Annotated in this window: 9 protein-coding genes; 8 read left to right on the top strand and 1 reads right to left on the bottom strand. The window is 75.7% G+C overall.

The window, feature by feature from the left end; genetic code table 11:
• The 3 genes from MY526_RS11225 to MY526_RS11215 form a co-directional block, all read left to right on the top strand.
• Positions 1–990: thiamine pyrophosphate-dependent enzyme (locus MY526_RS11225; RefSeq protein WP_436703894.1), on the top strand; the 990-nt coding region annotated here is incomplete at its 5' end.
• Positions 987–1,361 (top strand): iron chaperone, encoded by a 375-nt coding sequence (locus MY526_RS11220; RefSeq protein ID WP_436692537.1) that lies wholly within the window; start codon positions 987–989, stop codon positions 1,359–1,361. The genes MY526_RS11225 and MY526_RS11220, both read left to right, overlap by 4 nt.
• Before the next feature lie 138 nt (positions 1,362–1,499).
• The gene (locus tag MY526_RS11215) at positions 1,500–2,042 is read left to right on the top strand and encodes a 2,4'-dihydroxyacetophenone dioxygenase family protein (RefSeq protein ID WP_436692538.1); all 543 of its coding nucleotides are present in this window, start codon (positions 1,500–1,502) and stop codon (positions 2,040–2,042) included.
• Here the strand turns inward: MY526_RS11215 and MY526_RS11210 are convergent.
• On the bottom strand, positions 2,039–3,310 hold the full coding sequence (locus tag MY526_RS11210; RefSeq protein WP_436703893.1) for an isochorismate synthase: 1,272 nt from the start codon (positions 3,308–3,310) through the stop codon (positions 2,039–2,041). The genes MY526_RS11215 and MY526_RS11210 overlap by 4 nt on opposite strands.
• A 35-nt stretch (positions 3,311–3,345) precedes the next feature.
• On the opposite strand from MY526_RS11210, the gene MY526_RS11205 reads away from it, so the two are divergent.
• The 5 genes from MY526_RS11205 to MY526_RS11185 all read left to right on the top strand — a co-directional run bounded on the left by MY526_RS11205 (position 3,346) and on the right by MY526_RS11185 (position 7,414).
• On the top strand, positions 3,346–4,071 hold the full coding sequence (locus MY526_RS11205) for a demethylmenaquinone methyltransferase (RefSeq protein WP_436692540.1): 726 nt from the start codon (positions 3,346–3,348) through the stop codon (positions 4,069–4,071).
• 131 nt (positions 4,072–4,202) lie between these two features.
• Positions 4,203–5,510 (top strand): geranylgeranyl reductase family protein, encoded by a 1,308-nt coding sequence (locus tag MY526_RS11200; protein WP_436692541.1) that lies wholly within the window; start codon positions 4,203–4,205, stop codon positions 5,508–5,510.
• Between the two features lie 98 nt (positions 5,511–5,608).
• Positions 5,609–5,971: an NADH-quinone oxidoreductase subunit A gene (locus tag MY526_RS11195; RefSeq protein ID WP_436692542.1), complete on the top strand. Its 363-nt coding sequence runs from the start codon at positions 5,609–5,611 to the stop codon at positions 5,969–5,971.
• Between the two features lie 13 nt (positions 5,972–5,984).
• Positions 5,985–6,665 (top strand): NuoB/complex I 20 kDa subunit family protein, encoded by a 681-nt coding sequence (locus tag MY526_RS11190; RefSeq protein ID WP_436692543.1) that lies wholly within the window; start codon positions 5,985–5,987, stop codon positions 6,663–6,665.
• Entirely contained in the window at positions 6,662–7,414 is a 753-nt protein-coding gene (locus MY526_RS11185) for an NADH-quinone oxidoreductase subunit C (protein WP_436692544.1), read from the top strand. Before MY526_RS11190 ends, MY526_RS11185 begins: the two co-directional genes overlap by 4 nt.
• Positions 7,415–7,457: the final 43 nt, after the last annotated feature.

The following is a 7,457-nucleotide window of genomic DNA, read 5'->3' as shown; positions in this document are numbered from 1 at the left end:
GGCCGGGCGGCGGGCGCGCTGGCCGCGCGGCGGGGCTGGCCGGTGGTCGCGGAGCCGTCGAGCGGCGCGTGGGACGCCGCGGCGCGCGGGGGAGCGCTGCTGCTCGGTGCGCCGGTGTGGCTGGCCGCGCACCGGCCCGACCGGGTGCTCGTCGTCGGCCGACCCACGCTGTCCCGGCCGGTGTCGGCGCTGCTGGCCGACCCGGACGTCCGGGTGGAGACGGTCGCCGCCGCGCCGCGCTGGGCCGACGCCGGGCGGTCGACGGCGGCCGTGGGGGTGCTGCCGGCAGGGGAGGCCGCAGCCGCCCCGGCCTGGCGGGCCGCCTGGTCGGCCGCGGCCGCGCGGGTCGGGACCGCCGTGGACGGGCTGCTCGACGCGGCCGAGGGGCTGACCGCGGGCCGGCTGGCCCGCGACCTGGTGGCCGGCCTGCCCGACGGCGCGCTGCTGGTGCTGGGGTCGTCGACCCCGGTCCGCGACGTCGACCGGCTGGCCGTCCCCCGGGCGGGGCTGACCGTGCTGGCCAACCGCGGCGTCGCCGGCATCGACGGCACCGTCTCCACCGCCGTCGGCGCCGCGCTCGCGCACCGGCGGGCCGGGGGCGGCCCGGCGGTGGCGCTCCTGGGCGACCTCACGTTCCTCCACGACCTGCAGGGCCTGCTGGGCGGCGACGGCGAGCCCCGGCCCGACCTCACGCTGGTCGTGCCCGACAACGACGGGGGCGGCATCTTCGCCCAGCTCGAGCCGGGGCAGCCGCAGTACGTGGCCGGCTACCGCCGGGTCTTCGGCACCCCGCACGGGCGGGACCTGGTCGCGGTCGCCGAGGCGCTGGGCTGGCCCGCCGTCCGGGTCGAGCGGCCCGGCGACCTGCGCGCCGCCGTCGCCGCGGGCGGGCCGCGGGTCGTCGTCGTCCGCACCGACCAGCGGGTCGAGGCCGAACTGGCCGGCCGGCTCCGCACCGCGGCGATCGAGGCCCTGGGAGGCCCGGGATGACGACGACGCCGGCCACCGTCGACGAGTACCTGGCCGCACTGCCCGAGCAGGTCCGCGATCGGGTGGCCGCCATCCGCTCGGCGATCCACGAGGCGGTGCCCGGCACCGAGGAGCGGATGAGCTACGCGATGCCGACGTTCGTCCTCGACGGCCGGCCGCTGGTGCACGTCGCCGCCTGGAGCCGGCACATCGCGCTCTACCCGCTGCCCCGGGCGATCGCCGACGCCGACCTCGAGCGGGCGGTCGCGCCGTACCGGGGCGCCAAGGACGCGATGCACCTGCCGCACCGGCAGGACCTGCCGCTGGACCTCGTGGTCCGCGTGGTGTCCGAGCTGGTCCGGTCCCGAACGGGGCCGACCGGTACCGGTTGAGCCGGTGATCCTCGGGGCACCGTCAGGCCACGGTGCACGGGGCCGCCGGCAGTTCCGCGCACCCAGGCCCGGTGGTCGAAACCCTGGCTGCCGGGCCGCCCCGGCCCGTTCGACGCCACACCAGCAGAGGAGTGCGCGATGGTCAGCCCCGAGCCCGAGACCGGTCGCGAGTTCTGGCGAGACATCAAGCCGATCGAGAACGTCTTCCGCAAGGACGCCGCCCCCGAGATCTTCCTGCCCAACACCCTGGACGACGACGAGCGGTACTTCATCCCGCTGTCGGACACCGTGGGATCCCGGCCGCTGTGGATCTCGCTCTCGCAGAACCGGTGGGCCGACGTGCTGTGGGCCAAGGAGGCCGGGCTGGTGAACCGGCACTACCACCCGCACCAGGTCTTCGGCTACACGCTGTCGGGGAAGTGGAGCTACCTGGAGCACGACTGGGTGGCCACCCGGGGCACCTTCGTCTACGAGACGCCCGGCGAGGCGCACACCCTGGTCGCGCACGAGTCGGACGAGCCGATGCGGGTGCACTTCAACGTGACCGGCCCGCTGATCTGGCTGGACGAGGACGGCCAGCCCAACGGCACCTTCGACGCCTACGACTACCTCGAGCTGGCCCGCGACCACTACGAGAAGGTGGGCATCGGCGCCGCCTACGTGGAGACGCTCCTGCGCTAGCCCTCGAGGGCGGCCTGGAAGGCGGCGAACTTCGCCTGCGTCTCGGCGAGCTCGGCAGCGGGGTCGGAGCCGGCGACGATCCCGCAGCCGGCGAACAGCCGGGCCGTGGCGGGTTCGTCGTCGCTCAGCTGGGCGCAGCGCAGGGCGAGGCCGAACTCGCCGTCGCCGCGGGCGTCCAGCCAGCCCACCGGGCCGGCGTAGCGGCCGCGGTCCATGCCCTCCAGCTCGCCGATCAGCCCGGCGGCGGCGGCGGTGGGGGTGCCGCAGACCGCGGCGGTCGGGTGCACGGCGCCGACCAGCTCCAGCAGCCCGGCCCGGCCGCGGGCCCCGCCGGGCCGCTGGACGCCGGAGACGTCGGTGGCCAGGTGCCGCACGTTGGCCAGCGTCAGCAGCTCCGGCTCCGCCGGCGCGGTCAGCGAGCTGCAGTGGGGCTCGAGCGCGCGCACCAGCGAGTCGACGGCGAGCGCGTGCTCGGCGCGGTCCTTGCCCGAGGTCAGCAGCGCCGCGGCCAGCCGGTCGTCGTCGGCGCCGGCGCCGCGCGGCGCCGTCCCGGCCAGCACGCGCGAGGAGAGCTCCCGGCCGGTGCGGCGCAGCAGCAGCTCCGGGGTGGCGCCGAGCAGGCCGTCGACGGCGAACGTCCAGCAGCCGGGGAACCGGGCGGCCAGCCGGGCCAGCAGCGCGCGGGGGTCCAGCGGGGCGTCGGCGGTGACCAGCAGGTCGCGGGCGAGCACGACCTTCTCCAGCTCGCCGGCGGTGATGCGCTGCACCGCGGCGGTCACGGTCGCGCACCACGACGCGGGGTCGAGCGCACCGTCGGCGTAGCGCAGCCGGCCCAGGGGCGCGGGCTCCGGCGCGGCGGTGGCGAGCACGTCGGCCGGGTCGGCGTCGCCGGTGGTGGTCACCCACGCGACGCCGTCGCGCCGTCCGACGACGACCTCGGGGACGACGAACACCGACGTCCCGGCGGCCGGGTCGAAGGCGATGCTGGCAAACACGACCGGCCCCGAGCCGGGGACGCCGAGAGGGTCGTCGACGACCAGGCCGGCGCTGTGCTCCTGCCACCACGCGGCCGCCTCGGCCAGCGCCCGCGGGCCGGACACCTCCAGCCGCGCGGCCTCACCCCAGCCGACCAGCCCCTCGCCGCGGCGGACCCAGGAGAGGGCGCCGCTCGCCGGGAGCAGGTCGAGCAGGCGCGGGGTGTCCTCGAGCGGCGTCGTCGTGACGGCGGGCGTGACCGACCGGGGGGAGGTCACGGCGGCCGCTGTCACGGACCCAGCGTAGGCAGCCCGGTAGCGTCCCCGCCGTGGGAGACCGGGGAGAGGACGCACACACCGCCGGCCTGCGGGCCGGTCTGGACAAGCGCCCCGCCGACGTCGCCGCGATGTTCGACCAGGTCGCCGCGCGCTACGACCTCACCAACACGGTGCTCTCCGCCGGACTCGACGCCTCCTGGCGGCGGGCCACCCGCGAGGCCCTGGGCGCGTGCCCTGGGCAGACGGTGCTCGACGTCGCCGCCGGGACGGCGGTCTCCACGGTGGAGCTGGCCGCCGGCGGGGTGACCGCGATCGCGTGCGACTTCTCGCAGGGGATGCTGCGGGCCGGCGCCGCCCGGGCGGTGCCCAAGGTGGCCGGCGACGCGATGGCCCTGCCGCTGGCCGACGAGAGCGTCGACGGCGTCGTCATCTCCTTCGGCCTGCGCAACGTCGCCGACCCCGACGCCGCGCTGCGCGAGTTCTCCCGGGTGACCCGGCCCGGCGGCACGCTGGTGGTCTGCGAGTTCTCCAGTCCCACCTGGACGCCGTTCCGCACCGTCTACACCGAGTACCTGATGCGCGCGCTGCCGCGGATCGCCCGCGCGGTGAGCAGCAACCCCGACGCCTACGTCTACCTGGCCGAGTCGATCCGGGCCTGGCCCGACCAGCCGGCGCTCGCCGCCCGGCTGGCGGCGGCCGGGTGGGCCGACGTCGGCTGGCGCAACCTCACCGGCGGGATCGTCGCGCTGCACCGCGGCCGCAAGCCCCGCGCCTGACCCCCGGCCCCGCTGCAGGGGCCCTCGGCGAGCTCGCGAGCGGTGGGGTAGCGGGTGTTTCTGGGCGCCGCTCGGAAGCCGACTTGTCACCCGTGTCACAGCCGGGCCTAGAGTAGTGACCGACAGACTTTGTGAAGCAATTCACAAAGTCGGGCGCGGAACTCCGGGGAGGGGTCGAGGTGGACGGCGGCGACCGGCGGGCCGACGTGGTCGTCGTCGGCGCCGGCCCGGCGGGGTCGTCGGCCGCCTGGCACCTCGCCCGGGCCGGCCTCGACGTCGTCGTCCTGGAGAAGTCCCGGTTCCCCCGCGAGAAGGTCTGCGGCGACGGGCTCACCCCGCGCGGGGTCAAGGCGCTCGCCGACCTGGGCGTGGACACCACCGGCTGGGTGCGGCACAAGGGGCTGCGGGTCACCGGCGGCGGCCGGGTGGTCGAGGTCGACTGGCCGCGGCTGGACCACTGGCCCGCGTACAGCCTGGTGCGCAACCGCCGCGACCTCGACGCCGGCCTGGCCGCGCACGCCGAGACCGCCGGCGCCCGGCTGGTGCAGGACGTCACGGTCACCGACCCCCTCCTCGACGACGCCGGCCGGGTCGCCGGCGTGCACGCCACCGAGGGCCCCGACCGGGTGCCGGTCACCTGGCGGGCCCGGCTGGTCGTCTCCGCCGAGGGGCTCTCCGGCCGGCTGGGCAAGGCCCTCGGCCTGGTCCGCCGCGAGGACCGGCCGATGGGCGTCGCCGTCCGTCGGTACGTGTCCTCCCCGCGCGCCGACGACGACTACCTCGACATCTCCTTCGACCTGTCGGCGTCCGGGCCCAGCGCGGACGGCATGCCCGGGTACGGCTGGGCCTTCGGCATGGGCGACGGCACGAGCAACGTCGGTTTCGGCCTGCTCGACACCCGCCGCGGCTCCGGCGCCGAGCCCCGGACGGTGCTCCGCGAGTGGCTGGCCACCCTCCCACCCGAGTGGCAGTACGACGAGGAGCACGCGGTCACGCCGCTGCGGGGCGCGGGCCTGCCCATGGCGCTGCACCGGCGCCCGGCGTACACCCGCGGGCTGCTGCTCGCCGGGGACGCCGCGGGCACGGTGAACCCGTTCAACGGCGAGGGCATCAGCTACGCGCTGGAGACCGGCGCCATGGCCGCCGAGGCCGCGGCCGAGGCGCTGGCCCGCCCCGAGGGCCCGGCCCGGGAGGCCGCGCTGCGCCGCTACCCGGCCCGGCTGCGCGAGGAGTACGGCCGGCACCACCGGCTGGGCACGGCGTTCCTCGCCCTGCTCGCCCGGCCGGGCCTGGTCCGCTTCGCCACCGCGCACGGGCTGACGCGGCCGGCGATGGTCACGGCCGCGCTGAAGCTCATGGGGAACCTCTCCGACGGGCGCGACGGCGATCGGTTCGACCGCGTCGTCGCCGTCCTCACCCGGCTGGCACCGGCGGTCTGAGCCATGCGCGCCGTCACGTCCAGCCGCCATGTCGACACGCTGTGTCGAAGGTCACCTGCTGCCCTGTCCGTGATCTCCGCCGCCGTAGGGTGCCGCTGATGCTCTCGACCTACGTCCCGATCGTCGGGCTGTTCGCGCTGGCCGCGGCGTTCGCGCTGTTCTCGGTCACCGTCGCCCCGTTCGTCGGGCCCCGCCGGTACAACCAGGCCAAGCTCGCCGCCTACGAGTGCGGCATCGAGCCGGTCGACCAGCCGCTCACCGGCGGTCGGTTCCCGGTCAAGTACTACCTGGTCGCGATGCTCTTCATCGTCTTCGACATCGAGATCGTCTTCCTCTACCCGTGGGCCGTGGCCAACGACGCGCTCGGCGTCTTCGGCCTGGTCGAGATGGTCGTGTTCATCGGCACCGTCTTCATCGCGTACGCCTACGTCTGGCGTCGCGGCGGGCTCGACTGGGACTGACAGGAGCGCACCCATGGGACTCGAGGAGAAGCTGCCGAGCGGCGTCCTGCTGACCACCGTCGAGAAGCTGGTCAACTGGACCCGCAAGTCCTCGCTGTGGCCGGCGACGTTCGGGCTGGCCTGCTGCGCGATCGAGATGATGGCCACCGGCGCCGGGCGCTACGACCTGGCCCGCTTCGGCATGGAGGTCTTCCGCGCCTCCCCGCGGCAGGCCGACCTGATGATCGTGGCCGGCCGGGTGAGCCAGAAGATGGCGCCGGTGCTGCGGCAGATCTACGACCAGATGCCCGAGCCGCGCTGGGTGCTGGCGATGGGCGTCTGCGCCAGCTCCGGCGGGATGTTCAACAACTACGCGATCGTGCAGGGCGTCGACCACATCGTGCCGGTGGACATGTACCTGCCCGGCTGCCCGCCGCGCCCGGAGATGCTCACCGACGCGATCCTCAAGCTGCACCACAAGATCATGAACGAGCCGCTGGGGCCGAAGCGGGCCCGCGAGCTCGAGCGCGCCCGCGAGGAGGGACGCGCCGAGGACCTGCTCGTCGAGATGCCCTCGACGGTGCGGGTGGACAAGACGGCGCGGGCGGCCTACGAGCGGGCGGCCGCGGAGCGGCGCACCGGCCAGTTCGCGATCGAGCAGCGGGGCGGGAACGCCGTCCTGCTGCCGGAGCCCCATGTGCGGAGCACGTCATGAGCAACGACGGCGGGTTCCCGACCCCGGGACCGGACGGCGGCCAGCAGGGGATCGGCGGTGGCGGACCGGACGGTGGCTTCCGGCGCGGCGCGTTCGGCGTCTCCGGCAGCGGCGACACCTCCGGGTTCGGCGGCCTGGTCCGCGTGGAGCCCGGCGGCGCGGTCGCCCTGCACTCCACCGACCGGCCCTACGGCGGCTACTTCGACGAGGTCACCGACGCCCTGGTCGATGCGGTCGGCGAGGCCACCTACGCCGCCGCGGTGCAGCGGGTGGTCGTCGACCGCGGCGAGATCACCTACTTCGTCGCCCGGGAGCACCTGCTCACGCTGGTCCAGGCCCTGCGCGACGACGAGGCGCTGCGCTTCGAGCTGTGCAGCAGCGTCTCGGGCGTCGACTACCTCGACAGCGGCGGCCCGGCGGCGACGTCGAACCGGCCCCGGCTGCACGTCGTGCTCCACCTGACCTCGATGACCTACCGCCGGCGCATCCGCCTGGAGGTCGCGGTCACCGCCGAGGACCCGCACGTCCCCTCGGTCACCGGCATCTACCCGACGGCGGACTGGCACGAGCGGGAGACCTGGGACATGTTCGGGATCGTCTTCGACGGCCACCCGGCGCTGACCCGGATCCTCATGCCCGACGACTGGGACGGCCACCCCCAGCGCAAGGACTACCCGCTCGGCGGGGTGCCGGTCGAGTACCACGACGCCACCATCCCGCCGCCGGACACCCGCCGGAGTTACAGGTGAGGACGACGGGCGAGCGAGCATCGCAGGGAGCGCCAGCGACCGA

The organism is Geodermatophilus sp. CPCC 205761, assembly GCF_051383655.1.
GTDB lineage: Bacteria > Actinomycetota > Actinomycetes > Mycobacteriales > Geodermatophilaceae > Geodermatophilus.
Note: the sequence above shows the minus strand (reverse complement) of the source record. Positions and strands in the feature narration are given on the sequence as shown.

Bases quoted from the DNA above. Each gene is read 5' to 3' on its own strand.
- MY526_RS11220 (WP_436692537.1), top strand. From the start codon at position 987: ATGACGACGACGCCGGCCACCGTCGACGAGTACCTGGCCGCACTGCCC.
- MY526_RS11215 (WP_436692538.1), top strand. From the start codon at position 1,500: ATGGTCAGCCCCGAGCCCGAGACCGGTCGCGAGTTCTGGCGAGACATC.
- MY526_RS11195 (WP_436692542.1), top strand. From the start codon at position 5,609: ATGCTCTCGACCTACGTCCCGATCGTCGGGCTGTTCGCGCTGGCCGCG.
- MY526_RS11190 (WP_436692543.1), top strand. From the start codon at position 5,985: ATGGGACTCGAGGAGAAGCTGCCGAGCGGCGTCCTGCTGACCACCGTC.
- MY526_RS11185 (WP_436692544.1), top strand. From the start codon at position 6,662: ATGAGCAACGACGGCGGGTTCCCGACCCCGGGACCGGACGGCGGCCAG.